The organism is Rhizobium sp. YS-1r (assembly GCF_000757525.1).
GTDB lineage: Bacteria > Pseudomonadota > Alphaproteobacteria > Rhizobiales > Rhizobiaceae > Neorhizobium > Neorhizobium petrolearium.
Map to the genome: position 1 here is coordinate 270,319 of NZ_JPYQ01000024.1, position 17,372 is coordinate 287,690.

Sequence of the window (17,372 nt, forward strand, 5' to 3'; positions counted from 1 at the left end):
GGCTTCCCTGTCAGTTCAGGCAGCGTTCGGGGTGCCGAAATCTTCGGGGTTGAGCATGAGATCCTGCAACGTATGGCGATCCAGAACATCTATAAATGCCATAACCGCCTCTCCCAGGATTCCCTGCAGGCGGCAGGAGCGGGTAATCCGGCACCTGTTGTCGGGTTTAAAGCATTCAACGACCGCGAAATCCGGTTCTGTGGCCCGTACGATATCGCCAATGCGGATGGCTTCGGGCGGCTGCCCGAGCATGAGGCCGCCGGTGCGGCCGCGTACAGCCTTGAGAAACCCCTTCTTGACCAGCAATTGGGCCACTTTCATCAGGTGGGCGCGGGAGATGCCGTAAACCCTGGCGGCTTCCTCGATCGTGATGAGCCTGTCCTGATGAGCGGCCGCCATCATCATCAACCGCATCCCGTAGTCGGAAAAAACCGTAAGCTGCATGATCGAGGCGACTTTCATTCCGTCCCTACGCCTTATCGCGCAGAGCGAAATATTTTCCGCCCTGGATGTCCGGATTGTCAACGGTTTTGAAATCCCTGCATCGCACTCAGCCAGGCAGAAGGGTGATGCGTCGGACAATCTCCCGAGCGATGCGAGCTTCACTGTAGACCAGCGGCACATAGCCACCCTTTGACCAGATTTCGGCGAGATCGCCATAATGCGGTGAACGAGGATCTCCGGACTGCCCGGGCGCATTGATACACACGCTGTTGTCCCAATCGCCGACATCCATCACGAGCCGCACGGAAGCACCCGCAGTGACGCCGAAATCGCTCATCCGGTAACCCGCATTCATGGGTGTCGAACGGCTGCCACCTAGCGGCAGCGGGCCAACGTTCCAATTTGCGATGCCTCCAGTCGTGATGCGGCTGGTGGCGTGCTCGAAAGTCGCCTTGTGCAGATCACCCCATTGCCAGGCGGCAGGGCTGGAACCGAGCCGCTTTTCGCAATCGTCAAAGCCCGCCGAGAGTGTCGAAAGCAGCATGGCGTCGCGTTCGGCTTCGTCCCAATGCCTGCCGGGCTCGGTCAGCAGAGAGAGCATGCGGTCGACATCGCCCGGCAAAAGCAGTTGGCGCACGGTCTGGTTCGGTGCGAATTTCGACAACAGCGCTGGACGGAGATGTTTCATCCACCACACTTCGAAAAGTGCGGCCGGAGCGCTCGTCGCTTCCAGCCGGTGATCCCAGCCCTTGACGAGAGCGAGCGCCATTCGCTGCGTGCCATCGAGTGGATGCCGGACGGCAACCTTTTCCAGCAGGCTGCAGATCGTTGCGGCGGGACGGGAATACGTATCCGTCTGCAGCGCCATCGAGCCTTTCAACGTATGTTTCAGATCGGCGGCGAGCACGGACTTGATGCGCTGGGCGCGACTGATCTCCGCCCATTCATGGCCGATCGAAGGAGCGTTCGGGTCGCGGTCGGAGGGAAGGTTCATTTCATTGGCGGAAGCGACGAAGCCTTCGGCGGGATTGTATCTCCGTGGCAACTGGTCGGCCGGCAGGAAACCGTCCCACTCATGGGATCCATGGCCCGGCACCGGCAGCAGGCCTTGCCAGTTATGTCGTACCGGTGTGAAACCGGCCGTGAACCATCCGATATTGCTGTCCACGTCGGCGCTGACATGGTTGACCGACGGCGTACCCCAGTGACCGAGCGTTTCGGCGAAAGCCTTCACCGACGAGCTGCGCATGTAGGCCAGGCTGCCGAGATAGGCGGCCGAGCCCGGCGATAGCCACACGGAACGCATGGCGATCGCCAGTTTCTTCTTCGGGTTCTCGTACAGGAGCGGTCCATGGCGAGTGAAGGACAATGTCAACGTTTGGTCGGAGAAGCCCTTGACCCCGAAGCGCTCTTCGATTCGGTTGATCTTCTCCCAACCGCTGCCATAACGGTAGGAATCCGGATCGCCGTCCTTTGTCTCGTAGACATAAACGTCTTCCTGGTCGGCGCCGAAGATTGTGAGTCCGAAGGCGACCTTCTCGTTGTGGCCAAGCGAAATGCCGGGCGCGGTCGGCTCGCCGGTGCCGATGGCATTGAGGCCGGGCGCTTGGAGATGCACGAGATAACGCAGCGACGGCACAGCATGCGCCCGGTGCGGATCGCTCGCCAGGATCGGCCGGCCGGTGTCCGTGCGCGAACCGTGAACGGCCCAGTTGTTGGAGCCCTCTTCCGTGACGCGTTGGATGACGTCGCCGAGATCGGTTACCTCGGTCCATTTCCAGACGTCGTCGAGGGTCGCGGCAAGCCGAACCTTGTCGAAGGTTACCGGCGCGGTGGCGAGCTTGAAGAGGCGGGTCGCTTCGAGTGGAATGTCGGCGAGCACAATGCCCTCGGCAGGCTTCAACTCAACCGGCGGATCGATCTCGTAGCGGAGAAGATCGGTTTCGGCATCGGCAAGCGCCATGATGTTGGCGCGCAGGATTTCCGAAAGGCCGTTGCGGGTCAGTGCGTGGCTGCGGATGCGCACAACATCTGAGGGTTGCCAGTAGGCCGGCCTAGTGCCGAAGACAGCGAATTCCGGCGGCAGGCGGGCGGGTTCGGCCTCACAAAGCGCGGTATAGGCATTGATGCCGGCAACGAACGCGTTGCAGATCGTCTCCGTATCCGGCGCATAGGAGGTCCATTCCGGTGCCATGTCGCCGCGGTAGAGGAAGTGCCGGGCCGCATGGTCCTGCGCCAGGTAACCGGGGCCGAAATCCGCGGCAAGCAGCCCGAGCCCGCGCTTGCGCCACAGATCGAGCTGCCAGAGCCGGTCGCGTGCAGCGTTGAAACCCTGCACGAAGAACAGGTCGTTCTCGTTTGCCGCCTTGAGATGCGGGATGCCCCAGCCGTCGATGCGTATCTCCGCCTCGGCACTGAGGCCGGCCAGTCGGAGCGTTTCGTTCGTCGGGGCATCGGTCATGGCATTCCCTATGGGCAGTGGCGGTTAGGCGTGATGGCAGGCGACGCGAGCACCGTCCGGGCGCGGTGTCAACTCAGGCCGCTCCTTCGAGCAGATTTCGGTCGCCAGCGGGCAGCGCGTATGGAAGGCGCAGCCGGTGGGAATGTTGGCGGGGCTTGGCAGTTCGCCGCCGAGGATCAGCCGTTCCTTGGACCGCTGGACGACGGGATCGGCTTCCGGCACGGCCGACATCAGCGCCTTCGTGTAAGGGTGCTTTGGATTGGAAAAGAATGTATCCCGGTCCGCCATCTCCACGAAGCGGCCGAGATACATCACCACGACGCGGTCGCAGATGTGGCGAACCACGCCGAGATCGTGTGAAACGAAAAGGTAGGAAACACCGGTGCGCTTCTGCAACGCTACAAGCAGATTGAGGATCTGCGCACGCACCGAAACGTCGAGCGCGGAGACGGGCTCGTCGCAGATGACGAGGTCTGGTTCGAGTGCGAGCGCCCGGGCAATGACGATCCGCTGACGCTGGCCGCCCGAGAACTGGTGCGGATAACGGTCCGCGTGTTCCGGTCGGAGGCCCACCTGCTGCAGAAGCGTCGCGACGCGTGCTTTCAGTACCTTACCCTTGGCGATACCACGCACGATCAGGGGCTCGGCTATCGTCGCCCCCACCGTCGAACGCGGATCGAGCGACAACGCCGGATCCTGGAAGATCATCTGCACCTTGCGGCGAATGTCATTGAGCTTTCTCTTGTCGGCTCCGACCACTTCCTCGCCGCTGATCCTCACGCTGCCGGACGCCGGCGCCTGCAGACCGACGATCGTGTTGGAAAGCGTGGACTTACCGCAGCCGGATTCGCCGACCAGTGCCACCGTCTCGCCGCGAGGAATGTCTAGATCCACGCCATTGACGGCCTTCACGACCGGCCCGGGCTGGCCAAGCAGCCCACCGCGGCCGCAAAAATGCACCGCGACGTCGCGGATTTCGAGGACGTTCTTGGTCTTGCTCATGCCGCAACCTCGCGGATTTCGGCCATTCGGTCGATATGCCAGCAGGCGGAACGATGCCCATCGTTGCAATCGATCAGCGATGGCTGTTCCAAGCGACACTTGTCGGTGGCGAGCGGACAGCGATCGGCAAAACGACAGCCGATGCCGAATTCGCTTGGGCTCGGCACCATTCCCTCGATGGTCGCAAGGTCCGCCTTCGGCGCGTCGTCGAGTTTCGGCACGCTGGCCAGAAGCAGGGCCGTGTAAGGATGCTTCGGCGCGCGAAAAAGGGCATGCACCGGCGCGATCTCGGCGATGCGACCGGCATACATGACCGCAACTTCATCGGCGATGTCGGCGACCACGCCCATGTCGTGCGTGATCAGCACAATTGCCGTGCCGCGTTCGGCGACCAGCTTCTTCATCAGATCGAGAATCTGCGCCTGGATCGTCACGTCGAGCGCTGTCGTCGGCTCGTCGGCAACCAGCAGGCGCGGGCCGTTGATCAGTGCGATCGAGATCATGATGCGCTGGCACATGCCACCCGAAAGCTCGAAGGGATATTGGTGCAGACGCCGGTCGGGATCGGGGATGCCGACATCGACCAGCATCTGCCGTGCCTTCTCGAAAGCCTCGGTCTTCGAGACGCCGTGATGGACGCGATAGGCCTCGGCGATCTGCTCACCCACCGTCGTCAGCGGATCGAGCGAGGCGCTCGGTTCCTGGAAGATGATCGAGATATCCTTGCCGCGCGCCTTGCGGAACTGCCGTTCGGACAAGGCGGCAAGATCGGTATTTTCGAGCATGATCCGGCCACCGGTACGCCGCGCCGCCGATGGCAGCAGGCCGAGCATGGCATAGGAAGTCAAAGACTTGCCGCAGCCCGACTCGCCTACCAGCGCCATGACCTTGCCGGGCGCGACGGTGAACGACACGTCGTCGACGACCTTGGCGCCACCGATATCAATGGTGAGCCGGTCGACGGCAAGCAGCGGGCTTGCGGCGGCATTCATCAATCTCAAGCCTTCGTGGTGTAGCGCTCGGGGCGCTTGTAATTGCCGATCGAATTGCCGCCGTCGACGGAGAGCACGGCGCCGGTAATGAAAGAGGCCTTGTCAGAGCAGAGATAGGCGATCGCGCCCGGCGCATCTTCAGGCCCGCTGGACCGCCCGAGTGGGATGTTCTTCAGCATGTTTGTGACGTATTCATCGGAAAGCTCGCTCACTTCGCTGCCCGGCGCGAAGCCCGGTTCGACGACGTTGACACGGATACCGTATTCGGCAAGCTCCATGGCGAAACCTTTCGACAGCCGCTCGATCGCCGTCTTGGAGGTGCAATAAGGCACGGAATTCTGGTTCATCTTACGCGCCGCGCCAGACGAGATGTTGATAATCGAGCCCTTTTTGCCTTCCGAAATCATCAGCTTGGCCATCTCGCGCGACAGCACGAAAGGCGCGCGCAGGTTGACGCCGAAAACGCGATCCCAGTCGGAGAATTCCATGTCGAGCAGGCTGAAGCGGGTATAGATGCCGGCGTTGTTGACAAGAATGTCCGGCGCTTGCCATTCACGTCGCACGAGATCGACCAATTCCAGCATGGATGCGTCGCTGGTCAGTTCGGTCGCATGCAGAAGCACCTTCGAACGGTCGAGGCCGAGTTCCGCTACCACCTTTTCCAGCGCGTCCATGCGGATGTCGCTGAGGCAGAGCCTCGCGCCTTCCCTTGCGAAATAGGCGGCAATCCAGCGGCCGAAAATGCCGGCGGCGCCGGTGATGACCATGGTCTTGTTTTCAAATTCCATTTGAGAAACCTCAGCGCGAACGGGAACGTGGATCGATCTGGTCACGCAACCAGTCGCCCAGCACATTGACGGAAAAGACAAGCAGGAAGAGACATACGCCCGGGAAGGCGACGATCCACCAGGCTCTTTCGAGATACTGGCGGCCGACGCTCATGATCGAACCCCAGCTCGAAGCCGGCGGCTGGATACCGAGGCCGAGGAAAGAAAGGCCGGCTTCCATCAGGATCATCAGGCCGAATTCGGCGGTCGCGACGATCAGCACCGGGCCGGCAATGTTGGGCAGGATGTGGTGGAAGAGGATGCGAGCAGCACCGGCGCCGGCGAGTTCGGATGCCTTGATGAACGGCAGGTTGGCGATCTGCAGTGTCTGGGCATAGGCAACGCGGGTGTAGCGCGGCCAGCGGGTCAGCCCGAGCACCAGGACGAGCTTCAGGAAACCGGGACCGAGGACCGCGACGGTCAGCACCGCAAGCAGGATAGCCGGGATCGACATCATGATGTCGACCAGGCGCATGATGACGATCTCGATCTTACCACGGAACCAGCCGGCGACCATGCCGAGCGTCACCCCGACGAGCGTCGAAACGACGACGGAAAGCACGGCGACGGAGAGCGACACACCCCCACCATAAATGGTGCGCGAGAGCAGGTCGCGGCCAAGATCGTCGGTGCCGAGCCAGTAGGTCACGCCACGCAGTTCGAAACCCGGCGGCTTCAGGCGGGCAAGCAGATTCTGCTTGGCGGGGTCGGCGGGTGCAACCCAGGGCGCGAGAATTGCGAGCAGCACGATCACCAGGAAAATGATCGAGACGATGACGACCGAGATGGGAACCCGGCGAAGGCGCTGGCGAAGGACGAGAACGGCGGTGCTCATGAAATCCTCCTCACCGGACCAGACGGATGCGCGGATCGACAAGCGCGTAGACGAAATCCGCAAGCACGCTGGTCAGCACATAGACAAAGGAAATCAGAAGCACGATGACCTGGACGACAAGGAAGTCGCGCGCCTGGATGGACTGGATCGCGAGTTGACCGATGCCTGGCCAGGCAAAGACCGTCTCGATGATGACCGCACCGGCGAGCAGGTTGCCGATTTCCAGCGCGGCGATAGTGATCACCGGTATCGATGCGTTGCGCAACACATGGCGAACCACCACCGAGCCAAGCGAAAGGCCGCGGGCCCGTCCCGCCCGCACATAATCCTTGCCGAGTTCATCGATGATGGAAATCCGCGTCATGCGGGCGAAGGTCGACATCGAGATTGCGCCGAGCGCCAGCGACGGCATGATCAGCGAAGCGAAGTCGCCAGAGCCCGAAGTCGGCAGCCAGCGGAGCGTCACGCCAAAAATGAAGATCAGCACGATGCCGGAAAGGAACGTCGGCACGCTCTGGCCAGTAACGACGATGGCGGTCAGCAGGCGTTCGAGCCAGCCGCCGCGCTTCGTTGCCATCAGGATGCCGGCCGGAATGCCGATGCCGATCGCCACGACCATAGCGCCGGTCGCCAGCATCACGGTGTAGGGTATGCGCGAGGCGACGATGTCGATCGCCGGCACACGCTGCACGACGGAAATGCCGAAATCGAGATGGGCGAGATCTCCAAGATATTCGAGATATTGCACCCAGATCGGCCGGTCGAAGCCGAGCTGATGGCGCAGTTCGGCGATCATTTCGGCCGATGCGTCCTGCGGCACGAGCAGCAGGGTTGGATCGCCCGAAAGATGCATGATGACAAACACGATGGTGAGAACGCCGAAGATCGCAATGATTGCCTGTACCAAACGCTCGACGGCGTATCTCAACATGATCCCGATATCCGTTTTTTACTGCTGCCAGCCCATGTCCATGACAAACATGGACTCATTGGCCGTCGGCTGCCATTTCAGCTTCTTGCTTGCGCCGTAGAGCGCGTACGCCTGATAAAGCCCCATGCCCGGAACATCCTCACGGAGGATCTCGTAAGCCTGCTCGTAGAGCTTCAGCCGCTCGTCCTCATCAAGGATCGTACGGGCTTTATCGACCAGGGCATCATACGTCTCGTTCTTGTACTTTGCCCAGATGCTGCCGCTTCGGAAGAGCGGGAAGATGATACCGTCCGCATCCTGGCAGGCGCAGGACCAGGCTCCGAGCGCAAGGCCGCCCGCATTGGCGGGATCGCCCTGGCGGCGCTTGAGGAAGGTCGCCTGGTCGCTGGACGAGATTTCCACATTGAGGCCGACCTCGTTGACCATCTGCTGGATCGCTTCGACCATGGCGCGATTGTAAGCAGGCGATGTCAGGAACTCGACCTTGGCGCCTTCGGCGCCGGCAGCCTTGATCAGTTCCTTCGCCTTTTCCGGATCGTAAGAGTAACCCTGAACCTTGTCGGTGTAACCGAACACCGGCTTGGCCCCGACGATATTGACCAGCGCACCGTAACCTTCGAGCAGCGACTGGATCAGCGCATCACGGTCGATCGCGTAGGCGATCGCCTGGCGGACACGAACATCTTTCGTCGGGCCGGCCTCGGCATTGATGAACATATAGCCGACACGCTCGGTGGGAACCGAAAGGACCTGAGAGTTCGAATCTCCGTCGACACTCGCCGTCTGATCCGGGGGCACATCGCGGATGAGGTCCGCCTTGCCGGTCTTCAGGTCCGCGATGCGCGTCGAGACATCCGGAACGGCGCGGAAGACCACGTTCTCGAACGGGGGCTTTGCGCGCCAGTAATTGTCATAGGCCTGCAACTCGGTCTGAATGCCCTTCTGCCAGTTGACCATCTTGTAAGGGCCGGAGCCGAGCGGCTTCAGATTGAATTCCTGGTCACCGACCTTCTCGACATAGGCTTTTGGCACGATCGAGAGCTTGACGAGCTGGGCAAGCAGCGCCGGATAAGGCGACTTGGTCGTCATTTTCACGGTCGTCGGGCTTGTAGCTTCCGCCTTTTCGATCTGGTCGAACTGCGAGAGCTGCGGGCTCTTCAGCTTTGGATCGATGATACGGTTGATCGAAAAGGCGACATCCTCGGCGGTCAGCTTGCTGCCGTCCTGGAAGGTGACGTCATCGCGGATCTGAAACTCGATCGTCTTGTCGTCGAGATATTTCCAGGATTTCGCGATCTGCGGCACGATCTCGCCTGAGGCATCGCGGGTCAGGAGGTTGTCGAAGATGTTGCGATAGATGGTATAGCTGTCCGTATTCCACTGCAGATGCGGATCAAGCGTCGCGGCATCGCCCGGAAGATCGATGGTCAGCGTGTCCTTGGTTTGAGCAAGCGCGGTCGAGGCGGTGAACGCCAAGAGCACTGCGGCTATGGATGCGATTCTGGCAGACATGTTCCTTACCCTCTTAGATGTTGTTGCTTCATTTAAAATCTGCTCACGCGGCTTTTTCGGCGGTCTTGAGGCCGGCTTCATCGGCGCAATAGCGTGCCAGTTCCGCATGGGTGCAGAACCAGACATCGCCCTTCGATTTGGCAAGTCGGATGATTTCTTCGAGAATGAAGATGCGCGAGCGGTGGCCGACATGGTGCGGATGCATGGTGAGTTGGAACAGCCCTCCCTCATCCCAGGCGGCTTCCAGTTCCCGGCTGAAGATGTCGAAGACCATTGAGGGGCCGCCATAGGGCCGAGCGCCGGTCATGCGGTCCATCGCCACATAAGGGGCGTCGTCGCGGATCCACTCGACGGGAATTTCGACGACGCCCGTCGGCTCGCCGTCCTCGATAAGCTCGTAAGGCTCGTCGTCCGCCATAAGGGAGGAATCGTAGAGAAGCCCCATCTGGCGGGCGATCTTCAGCGTGTAGGGGCTGAAATCCCAGGAGGCGGTGCGCATGCCGACCGGACGCGCGCCAGAGAGCCGCTCCAGCACGTCAGCGGCACGCAGTGCAAGATTCCGTTCCGTCGCTTCATCCAGGCGGGAATTGAATTCGTGGATCCAGCTATGCATGCCGAGCTCGTGCCCAGCGGAAACCACCGTTCTCACCTCCTCGGCGTTGATCATCGCGGAGACGGCCGGCATGAAAAAGGAGGCCGGAATGGAATATTTCTCGAGCAGGCGCAGAATGCGCGGCATGCCGGAACGGGCGCCATACTGGCCTTGGCTCATCCTGCCGAAGGAAAGTCCCCCGTTGCGCAATTCCATTGTCTCGTGATCGGAATCGAAAGACAACGCCACCGCCATGCGCGCGCCATCCTTCCATTTCGCCGGTTTCAGGGAACGCCCCGCCCGCACTTTCTGAACCTTTTGCTGCCAGACCCTATCGGGCCACAGCCATGGTTCTGAGGCATCGTTTTGCTTATTTGGCGCGTTCATGAGATCGTTCATCCTTTCGCCACAACACGCGAAAATGTGAGTGGCCGCTTTCTGGGCAGAATTGTTATGAGCCAACGGAATAGCCATCAACGGGGGTTTTGTTCACATACATGAACTTCGAAGTGAAAAGCGCCGGCCGGGTTTTGGATCTGCTCGAATATATGGCCTCGCAGCGGGAAGCGGTGCCGCTGGCGCAGATCGTCCGCGATCTTGGATTTCCGAAAAGCAGCGCACATGGCCTCGTTCAGACGCTGGCGGCCCGCGGGCACTTTGTCCAGGATGCCGCCGGGCGTTACATGCTGGTCGAAGCGAGCCGGCATGGATTTCCCTTCCGCCGACATGAAGAGCCGCTGGTGGTGACGGCACGGCCGTTCATGGAACGGCTGCGTGATGAATCCGGTGAAACGGTATTGCTCGCAACCATGAACGCCCATTGCGACATGCGCCGCCTCGCCAAATGCGTAAGCCGTCACCGGGTGCGTTACGATGTGAACCTGGATGCGGCAATCACGGCCTATTGCACGGCCACGGGCCGCATGCTTCTCGCCCATGCGCCGAAGGAGGCACTGGAGCACTATCTGGCCCGGGTCCAGCTCCTCTCTTACACGCGATATACGGTAACCGATGTTGATCGTATCCGGGAGATGCTCGTCAAGATACGGCGCGATGGCTACGCACTGAACGACCAGGAGTTCATCACCGGCTCGACCGGCCTTGCCGCCCCCGTCTTCGACGCCCATGGTGCCGTCGTTGCTGCCCTCAACCTTGGCATGCCGACGATCCGTTACGTCGAGCGGCGCGAGACCCTCCTCCTGATGGTGCGCAGCGCTGCTGACGAGATCAGCCGGGCGCTGGGATATCGCCGTTGATACGCGCTGCGGTATATGTCCCCACTGGCTCGCCGGTCCGTTCTATCCCAGAAGATTGGCAAGCCAGAGCGCGACCCCCGCTGGATCCGTGATGGAGCGACCACAGTCCGCCGTCGAGATATAGAGGCGATCGGCCACCGGCCCGCGCCAGTCCGGCCCTGCCCCCAGCCTTCGAGGCCGAGCATGATGCCGTGCAGGCAGCCGAGATTGCCGGCATTGCAATCGGTATCCCATCCGGACGTGTTGACGATCATCTGACCGCGCTGGAAGGTTTCAAGCCAGCCGCAGCTGCGTCTCTTTATCGAAAAGGTGCAGGTGGGATTGGTCGAGACGGAGTGGAACCGTCTCCCCCGGACGTATCTGAATGCGACTGTTCAGCACGATGACCAGTTCCGGCAACGTCGCGGTCGTGACATAGGTTGCAGCACCGGTGCTTTCGACGGCCCCAACCGGCAGCCGGAGCGTCGCGTCGGCCTCGCTGGAAAGCTCGATATGCTCCGGGCGAATCCCCATGGTCAGCGCCCGACCGGTCGCGACAGCCTTGGGCGCGATCACTGTCTGAGGCGTTCCCAGATCAAGCACCAGCGATCGTCCGTCCGCTCCGGCTATGCAGGGCACAAAATTCATGGCCGGCGAGCCGATAAACCCCGCCACGAACTGGTTTGCCGGCCGGTCATAGAGTTCGAGCGGCGCGCCCTGCTGCTCGATGACGCCCTGGCGCATGACCACCACATGGTCGGCCATGGTCATCGCCTCGATCTGGTCATGGGTGACGTAAACGGACGTGGCACCCAGCCGGTCATGCAGCGCCCGGATTTCCTTGCGCATATGGACGCGGAGCGCCGCATCGAGGTTGGAAAGTGGCTCGTCGAACAGAAAGGCCTTGGGATTGCGGATGATCGCCCGGCTCATCGCTACGCGCTGTCGCTGACCGCCGGATAGTTCGCGCGGATAGCGGCCGAGAAGGTTTGAAAGGCCCGTGGTGGCCGCGACTTCCTCCGCCTTGCGCCTGGCTTCGGCCTTGCCGACACCGCGCATTCGCAGGCTGTAGGTGAGGTTCTCCTCGACCGTCATGTGCGGGTAGAGCGCGTAAGACTGGAAGACCATGGCAAGGTCTCGCTTACGAGGCGGAACGCCGTTCATCCGGGCGCCCGCAATGACTAGCTCTCCCTCGGAAATCGATTCCAGCCCGGCGAGCGAACGCAGCAGCGTGGACTTGCCGCAGCCGGAAGGACCGACGAGCGCCACGAAAGAACCCTTGCGGATCTTCAGGTCGATGTTCCTCAGCGCATGATAGGCGCCGTAATACTTGTTCACCCCGGAAAGTTCGATCTGGTTCGCGGTCATTTGAGAGCTCCCGAGGTCAGGCCGGACACGATCCGGCGTTGCAAGAGAACGAAGATGGCGAGGATGGGCGTCACGTACATCGCGGCATAGGCCATGATATTGTTCCATTCGTTGGTGTTCGGTCCCATGAAGGAATTGAGCCCGACGCTTGCCGGCTGGTATTCGATCGCCTGGATCATCGACTTCGAATAGACGAACTCGCCGAAGGCCTGCATGAAGATCAGAATGGCGCTGACAAGAATGCCGTTTCGGGCGAGCGGCAGCACGATGTTGAAAAAGGCGCCGAGGCGGGAATTGCCGTCCACTAGTGCGGCCTCTTCCAGTTCCATCGGCACGCTCATGAAGGTCGCCCTGACCAGTACGACGAAGAAGGGCATGCTTTTTGCCGCGATCGCCAGGATGACGGCGGTGCGCGGATAGTCGAGCAAACCGAGTTGCGAAAAGCCGACGAAGATCGGCGTGATCATCAGCGAGGCCGGCAGCACCTGAAGCATGAGGATGAGGAACAGGCCGATATCCACCCAGACATTCCGGTAACGCGCCAACACATAGGCGCAGCCCGTGCCGAGGATGACGATCAGCGAGACCGCACCGGAAGCGATGACGAGCGAGTTCCAGAGATAGCGACCGACATTGCGGCTCTCCCAGACGGAGCCGTAGATGCCCCATTGCGGATCGCTGGGCCAGAAGGCAGGCGGAGAGGCGAACATCGCCGACCCCGTCTTGATGGCCGTGACATACATCCAATAGAGCGGGAAAAGATAGACCGCCGCGAGCAGGACCGCGATCGCCAGCATGAGCTTGTCGCGCAGGGCAAGGTTCATCCGCGCACCTCATGCCGTGTCGAGCGGACATAGACGACCGACGCAATCATCACGAAGACGATCATGATGACGGAGACCGTCGCCCCTTGCGCGAAATCATATTGACGGAAGGACAGGTCCCAGGCCCAGTATTGCGCCACATTCGAGGAATTGTTCGGCCCGCCGGCGGTGATCGCGGCGAAAAGGTCGAACTGCTGCAAGGTGAAGATCAGGCCGAGCGAGATGATCGCTCCGATCGTGGAACGCATCATCGGCAGGGTGATCGTGTAGAACCGCTGGATGACATTGGCGCCATCCAGCTCGGCTGCTTCGTAAAGGTCCTGAGGAATGGCCGAAAGGCCAACCGAGAGCAGGATCATATTGAAGGAGATGCCGAGCCAGATATTGGCGATAACCACGGCCCAGAGTGAGAAATCGGGATCGGAGCGCCAGAAGATATTGCCGGAAATGAGCCCCGACTCTCGGAGAATGTAATTCAGCACGCCGAAATCGCCCGAGAGAATCCAGTTCCAGATGGCGCCGACGACCAGACCCGGCATGACCCAGGAGACGAGAAACAACCCGCGCAGCCAGGAAGAACCGGGAAAGCCGGTCCAGAAGAAAAGCGCCAATCCAAAACCGATGGTGAATTGCCCGGCAATCGAAGCGACCACGAAAACCGCCGTATTCCCGAGGATCGGCCAGGTTTCCGGCAGCGAGAACAGCGTGACATAGTTCATGAATCCTACGAACGGCCGCGCGAAAGTCCCGAGGCTGAACATGTCCACTTCCTGAAAGCTCATCACGATATTGTAGATGAGCGGCAGACCGGCCATCGCGAACAGGAAGGCAAGCGGCACGGAGACGAGGCTGATGTCGAAGCCGCGCCCGTCGCTGATGGAAAGCAGGAATTTTCTCATGACACCTCCGGATAGGCATCCACCTTCCGGTCCGGAGCCGCGCGGCAAAACCATCGCGACCCCGGCCGGGAGGAAAGGTTAAGAGCCGTCTGTCAGGGGCCCGCTCCCATGGTTCAACCAAGCACAGCCTTGATCTTCTGGTCCGCCTGATCGAGCGCCTCCTGAGCGCTCATCTGGCCGGTCAAGGCCGCTTGGATGGCATCCTGGATCGCTTTCGAGATTTTCGGCCAGGCCGGATGCGGCCCGCGGGGTTGGGCATATTTCAGCTGCTCCTGAAAGACCTTCAATCCAGCGTCCTTGAGCGGCTGCCCGGTGGGCGGAATAGCAAGGTCGGAGCGGGCCGGCAGTTGGCCGAAATCCTTGAACATCCGGTTGTCCTGCGAGACGAAATATTCCAGCACCTTGAAGGCTTCCTTCGGATGTTTGGTGTTGGCGAAGATCGCCCAGTTGAAATCGCCCATGGCGGATGAGCGCTTGGCCCCCGGCTCGGGCAGCGGCAGCAATGCCACGCCCCAGTCGAATTTCGCCTCCTTCACCATGCGATCCAGCTCCCATGGGCCGGAAATCGCCATCGCCGCATTGCCGGAATTGAAGGTTCCGGTGGAATCCCATTGGCTGCGGGTGAGCGTGTCGCGTGAGGCAAGCTTCTCGTCGATAATCGTCTTCCAGATTTCCAGCGCTTTGACCGCACCCGGCGCGTTGATCTTGTCATAACCGCCGCCGCCCATCTGCGCCCAGGGCAGGAACTGGAAAGTCCCCTCCTCGTTGGCCTTGGCCGAGAAGGTGATGCCATAGACGTTCTTCGCCGGATCGGTCAGCTTGCGGGCGGTCTCGACCAATTCGTCCCATGTCTGCGGCGGCTTGTCCGGATCGAGTCCCTTCGCCCGGAACATGTCCTTGTTGTAGTAGAGCGCAATTGTATTCGTCGCCTTCGGAATACCGAAGTAACGGTCCTTCCACATCACCGATTTCAAGGGACCGGGATAGTAGTTCTCCGGTTTGACGACGCTCGACTGCGCAATCATGTCGGTCAGGTCGAGGAATGCGCCACGCGACGAAAACAGTGCATGTTCCGGATTATCGACGGCGATGATGTCGGGCGCCTGCCCGGTCGAATAGGCACGCATTGCCTCGCTTACCACATCGTCGAACTGGATCTGGCGATATTCGACCGTGATGCCACTCTTCAGATTGTTGAAATCCTTGATGAGGTTCGGAGCCGGCTGAATGTCGCGGTCAAGCGACCAGACGGTGATCTTCACGTCCTCGGCGTGGGCCGAGGTATAGAATGCCGACATGCTGGCGACCGCGAGCGCGCCGGCCAAAGCCAATTTGCGAATACCCATGCTCTCCTCCTTCAGGTTGTGCTCCCGATGCGACCTCCTCCAGGCCGCACGCGGCGAGCGGCTGCATCAAACCGGATCCGTAACGAAATCGCCGCCCCGGCAGGACTTCAGATAATTCAGCGCATGCACCTGACCGGTCATTTCGAGCTCGTCGCGATAAACGGGGTCATGCCATCCCTCGATGTCGATCGAACCCGACCAGCCCGCGAGCCTGAGTTCCGAGATGACATCCGTCCAGTTCGTGTCGCCGAAGCCGGGCGTGCGCATGAAAACGAAGGGATGTTTGCCGAAAATCCCATGCTCGCGAATGACGTCCCGGCGGATCGTCGCGTCCTTGCCATGCACGTGAAAAATCTTCGGCGCCCATTTGCGGATCTGCGGCAACGGGTCGATCAGGTAGACCATCTGGTGGCACGGCTCCCATTCGAGGCCGATATTGTCGTCCGGCGTCTCGTTGAAAATCAGTTCCCAGGCATCCGGATTGTGGGCGATGTTCCAGTCGCCGGACTGCCAGTTGCCGTCCATGGCGCAATTCTCGAAGGCGATCCTGACGCCTTTGTCCGCAGCGCGCTTCGCAAGCTCGCTCCAGATCTCACGATAGCGCAGCAGGCTCTCGGGGATCGGTCGGCCTCGCAATCGGCCAGTGAAGCCTGCAATACAAGTCGCACCGAAGTGATGGGCATTGTCGATACAGTCCTTCCAGCCCTGGAGCGTCTGGAGGTCGACATCGGTCTCTTCCAGCGGATTGCCGAACATGCCGATCGCCGGAATGGTGATGTCGCGATCACCGATGGCCTCGCGGCAGCGCTTGCCAAGTTCCGCAAGGTTTTGACCATTCGTCGTCTGCCAGAAGAACGGCTGGAAACTCTCGAAACCCATATCGGCAATCTGGGCGATGCGCTCTGCGGCGTGCCCCTGGGTGCCACGGATCATGGTGCCGATACGGATGGATTTGGCCGGATTGCTCACTGTTCCTGGTCCTCACACTTGAATGGCGACAGGCTGGCCGGTTCGCGCGCTTTCGATGGCGCCGAACACCATGGCCAGACTCTTGATATTGTCGAAACCCGCCGTTTCGGGCGGATGGCCGGACCGGATCGCGTTGAGGAAATCGGCGATCACGCTTGCATGGCCGTGCGTTTCCTCCTCGCGCGGTGGCGGCGGCACATCGATCGCCCGGTGGCCACGCAGAAGCCCTTCTCCCGTGCCGGCGACTGTCGCCTCGAAGGCCTCCTCGCCGTCCCAGGTCAGCATGCCTTTCGAGCCGACCAGCCGCCAGGCACTTTCCCAACTCGTGCGGCGGCCCTCGGCGCACCAGGAGCCGCGATAGGTAAAGGCGACATCGTCGGAAAACTTGAAGATCGCGTTCGCCGAAGCCCCGTGGGCATACCAGGAGCCGGCCGGATTGGTTTCAAGGCAATAAACCGAGAGCGGCCGTTTGCCGCTGACGAAGCGGGCGGCGTCAAAGGTGTGGATCGCCATATCGAGCAGCAGCACGTTCTCCATCTGCTCTCGAAACCCACCGAAATGCGGGGCGATGAAGAAGTCGCAATGAACGCCGGTCAACTCGCCGATGGCACCGCTCTCGACGAAGCGGCGCATGCGGCGGATGCCGGATATGAAACGGCGGTTCTGCACCACCGCATGTATCCGACCGGCTGTCTCGGCCAGCGCAATCAGTTCCCTCGCCTCTTCCAGCGAAGTCGCCATCGGCTTCTCGCTCAAGACGTGGCAACCATGTTTCAGCCCAGCGGCAACGACCGCCTTGCGGGCAACCGGCACGACCACATCGAACAGAAGATCGGCCCTGGTCTCTTCCAGCACCCGATCAAGATCGGTCCCGACAACCGCGTCCGTCAGGTCGAAAGCCTCCGCAAGCGAACGGGCGGCCGATCGATCGAGATCGACCAACCCGACGATCGTGATGGCCTCTGCCAGGCCGGGCGTTGTCTTCAACGCCCGCATCCAGCCATGTGCCATGGCTCCGCATCCGCATAGGACTGCCTTCAATGTCACGATACCCTCCTTGCCGACGGTGCCGATGCTCCTCCATCGGGCTCCGTAAACGTTTACGATCCTATTTACAGGCTATGGTCTTTGTCAA

The 17,372-nt window shown here is 61.0% G+C and carries 16 protein-coding genes; 1 reads left to right on the forward strand and 15 read right to left on the reverse strand.

From position 1 onward, the window contains the following. Positions 1–15: 15 nt before the first annotated feature. From JL39_RS17240 to JL39_RS17280, 9 genes are all read right to left on the reverse strand, one after another. Positions 16–444, reverse strand: coding sequence for an Rrf2 family transcriptional regulator (locus tag JL39_RS17240; RefSeq protein WP_037153749.1), 429 nt, complete (start codon positions 442–444; stop codon positions 16–18). Between the two features lie 106 nt (positions 445–550). Continuing rightward, positions 551–2,905, reverse strand: a complete 2,355-nt coding sequence (locus JL39_RS17245) for a penicillin acylase family protein (RefSeq protein WP_037153031.1) — start codon at positions 2,903–2,905, stop codon at positions 551–553. 24 nt (positions 2,906–2,929) lie between these two features. Continuing rightward, positions 2,930–3,907, reverse strand: coding sequence for an oligopeptide/dipeptide ABC transporter ATP-binding protein (locus tag JL39_RS17250; RefSeq protein WP_037153034.1), 978 nt, complete (start codon positions 3,905–3,907; stop codon positions 2,930–2,932). After that, positions 3,904–4,899, reverse strand: a complete 996-nt coding sequence (locus tag JL39_RS17255; protein WP_037153037.1) for an ABC transporter ATP-binding protein — start codon at positions 4,897–4,899, stop codon at positions 3,904–3,906. Before JL39_RS17255 ends, JL39_RS17250 begins: the two co-directional genes overlap by 4 nt. Positions 4,900–4,904: 5 nt before the next feature. After that, a complete protein-coding gene (locus JL39_RS17260; protein ID WP_037153040.1) occupies positions 4,905–5,687 on the reverse strand; it encodes an SDR family NAD(P)-dependent oxidoreductase in 783 nt (260 codons plus the stop codon). Positions 5,688–5,697: 10 nt separating this feature from the next. Then, a complete protein-coding gene (locus JL39_RS17265; protein ID WP_037153043.1) occupies positions 5,698–6,561 on the reverse strand; it encodes an ABC transporter permease in 864 nt (287 codons plus the stop codon). A gap of 10 nt (positions 6,562–6,571) precedes the next feature. Further along, positions 6,572–7,492 (reverse strand): ABC transporter permease, encoded by a 921-nt coding sequence (locus tag JL39_RS17270; protein ID WP_037153046.1) that lies wholly within the window; start codon positions 7,490–7,492, stop codon positions 6,572–6,574. Between the two features lie 18 nt (positions 7,493–7,510). Then, positions 7,511–9,004, reverse strand: coding sequence for an ABC transporter substrate-binding protein (locus JL39_RS17275; protein ID WP_037153048.1), 1,494 nt, complete (start codon positions 9,002–9,004; stop codon positions 7,511–7,513). Positions 9,005–9,047: 43 nt separating this feature from the next. Continuing rightward, entirely contained in the window at positions 9,048–9,983 is a 936-nt protein-coding gene (locus JL39_RS17280) for a polysaccharide deacetylase (RefSeq protein WP_037153752.1), read from the reverse strand. Between the two features lie 110 nt (positions 9,984–10,093). On the opposite strand from JL39_RS17280, the gene JL39_RS17285 reads away from it, so the two are divergent. Continuing rightward, the gene (locus JL39_RS17285; RefSeq protein ID WP_037153051.1) at positions 10,094–10,852 is read left to right on the forward strand and encodes an IclR family transcriptional regulator; all 759 of its coding nucleotides are present in this window, start codon (positions 10,094–10,096) and stop codon (positions 10,850–10,852) included. A gap of 273 nt (positions 10,853–11,125) precedes the next feature. On the opposite strand, the gene ugpC is transcribed toward JL39_RS17285, so the two are convergent. The 6 genes from ugpC to JL39_RS17315 all read right to left on the reverse strand — a co-directional run bounded on the left by ugpC (position 11,126) and on the right by JL39_RS17315 (position 17,284). Beyond that, complete coding sequence (gene ugpC / locus JL39_RS17290; RefSeq protein WP_037153053.1) at positions 11,126–12,199, reverse strand: sn-glycerol-3-phosphate ABC transporter ATP-binding protein UgpC; 1,074 nt, start codon at positions 12,197–12,199, stop codon at positions 11,126–11,128. After that, positions 12,196–13,023 carry a carbohydrate ABC transporter permease gene (locus tag JL39_RS17295; protein WP_037153055.1) on the reverse strand — a complete coding sequence of 276 codons (828 nt, stop codon included), beginning with the start codon at positions 13,021–13,023 and terminating at the stop codon, positions 12,196–12,198. Before JL39_RS17295 ends, ugpC begins: the two co-directional genes overlap by 4 nt. Next, positions 13,020–13,922 (reverse strand): sugar ABC transporter permease, encoded by a 903-nt coding sequence (locus JL39_RS17300; RefSeq protein ID WP_037153059.1) that lies wholly within the window; start codon positions 13,920–13,922, stop codon positions 13,020–13,022. The genes JL39_RS17295 and JL39_RS17300 overlap by 4 nt, the downstream gene beginning before the upstream one ends. Positions 13,923–14,035: 113 nt before the next feature. Continuing rightward, entirely contained in the window at positions 14,036–15,268 is a 1,233-nt protein-coding gene (locus tag JL39_RS17305; RefSeq protein WP_037153061.1) for a sugar ABC transporter substrate-binding protein, read from the reverse strand. Between the two features lie 66 nt (positions 15,269–15,334). After that, positions 15,335–16,237 (reverse strand): sugar phosphate isomerase/epimerase, encoded by a 903-nt coding sequence (locus tag JL39_RS17310; RefSeq protein ID WP_037153064.1) that lies wholly within the window; start codon positions 16,235–16,237, stop codon positions 15,335–15,337. Between the two features lie 12 nt (positions 16,238–16,249). After that, complete coding sequence (locus JL39_RS17315; RefSeq protein WP_037153067.1) at positions 16,250–17,284, reverse strand: Gfo/Idh/MocA family oxidoreductase; 1,035 nt, start codon at positions 17,282–17,284, stop codon at positions 16,250–16,252. Positions 17,285–17,372 lie beyond the last annotated feature (88 nt).

Bases quoted from the DNA above. Each gene is read 5' to 3' on its own strand.
- JL39_RS17240 (WP_037153749.1), bottom strand. From the start codon at position 444: ATGCAGCTTACGGTTTTTTCCGACTACGGGATGCGGTTGATGATGATG.
- JL39_RS17245 (WP_037153031.1), bottom strand. From the start codon at position 2,905: ATGACCGATGCCCCGACGAACGAAACGCTCCGACTGGCCGGCCTCAGT.
- JL39_RS17250 (WP_037153034.1), bottom strand. From the start codon at position 3,907: ATGAGCAAGACCAAGAACGTCCTCGAAATCCGCGACGTCGCGGTGCAT.
- JL39_RS17255 (WP_037153037.1), bottom strand. From the start codon at position 4,899: ATGAATGCCGCCGCAAGCCCGCTGCTTGCCGTCGACCGGCTCACCATT.
- JL39_RS17260 (WP_037153040.1), bottom strand. From the start codon at position 5,687: ATGGAATTTGAAAACAAGACCATGGTCATCACCGGCGCCGCCGGCATT.
- JL39_RS17265 (WP_037153043.1), bottom strand. From the start codon at position 6,561: ATGAGCACCGCCGTTCTCGTCCTTCGCCAGCGCCTTCGCCGGGTTCCC.
- JL39_RS17270 (WP_037153046.1), bottom strand. From the start codon at position 7,492: ATGTTGAGATACGCCGTCGAGCGTTTGGTACAGGCAATCATTGCGATC.
- JL39_RS17275 (WP_037153048.1), bottom strand. From the start codon at position 9,004: ATGTCTGCCAGAATCGCATCCATAGCCGCAGTGCTCTTGGCGTTCACC.
- JL39_RS17280 (WP_037153752.1), bottom strand. From the start codon at position 9,983: ATGAACGCGCCAAATAAGCAAAACGATGCCTCAGAACCATGGCTGTGG.
- JL39_RS17285 (WP_037153051.1), top strand. From the start codon at position 10,094: ATGAACTTCGAAGTGAAAAGCGCCGGCCGGGTTTTGGATCTGCTCGAA.
- ugpC (WP_037153053.1), bottom strand. From the start codon at position 12,199: ATGACCGCGAACCAGATCGAACTTTCCGGGGTGAACAAGTATTACGGC.
- JL39_RS17295 (WP_037153055.1), bottom strand. From the start codon at position 13,023: ATGAACCTTGCCCTGCGCGACAAGCTCATGCTGGCGATCGCGGTCCTG.
- JL39_RS17300 (WP_037153059.1), bottom strand. From the start codon at position 13,922: ATGAGAAAATTCCTGCTTTCCATCAGCGACGGGCGCGGCTTCGACATC.
- JL39_RS17305 (WP_037153061.1), bottom strand. From the start codon at position 15,268: ATGGGTATTCGCAAATTGGCTTTGGCCGGCGCGCTCGCGGTCGCCAGC.